The sequence below is a fragment of the Christiangramia aquimixticola genome (assembly GCF_048285835.1).
In the GTDB taxonomy this organism is placed as follows: domain Bacteria; phylum Bacteroidota; class Bacteroidia; order Flavobacteriales; family Flavobacteriaceae; genus Christiangramia; species Christiangramia aquimixticola.
In genome coordinates, this window is sequence record NZ_JBLVTL010000164.1 from 1 (window position 1) to 318 (window position 318).

Below are 318 nucleotides of genomic sequence, written 5' to 3' on the forward strand. Positions count from 1 at the left end.
TATCCGGTTTCTTTCAAAAGAAAGAAATTGGAGCTGTCAAATCAGCTGCAATTTCAGAGCGAACGCCAGAAGTAGAGATTTCAAGAGCTCCAGGCATCAATTGTCCAGAGTGCACTACCAGACTTGTAGTGAGTATCCAGCATCTTATCAGTCTTGAGCCAGTTGTTTGTCCTTCTTGCGGGCTTGAATTGCAGATCGATGCCCAAAAATCTCAAGGAGCTCTCGAATCCTTACGAAAGCTCCAGTCTGGGCTCAACCAAGCTGCAAAGGTCCGTCAAGAATCTCAATTGTAATCAGTGCTCCCAAGTACCAAACTTA

At 45.0% G+C, this 318-nt stretch carries 1 protein-coding gene; it reads left to right on the forward strand.

Translation table 11 applies throughout. The annotated features are described in order from the left end of the window. Positions 1-293 (forward strand): hypothetical protein (locus ACNKXV_RS13955; RefSeq protein WP_417908325.1); only part of this gene is annotated, 293 nt, incomplete at its 5' end. Between the last annotated feature and the right edge of the window lie 25 nt (positions 294-318).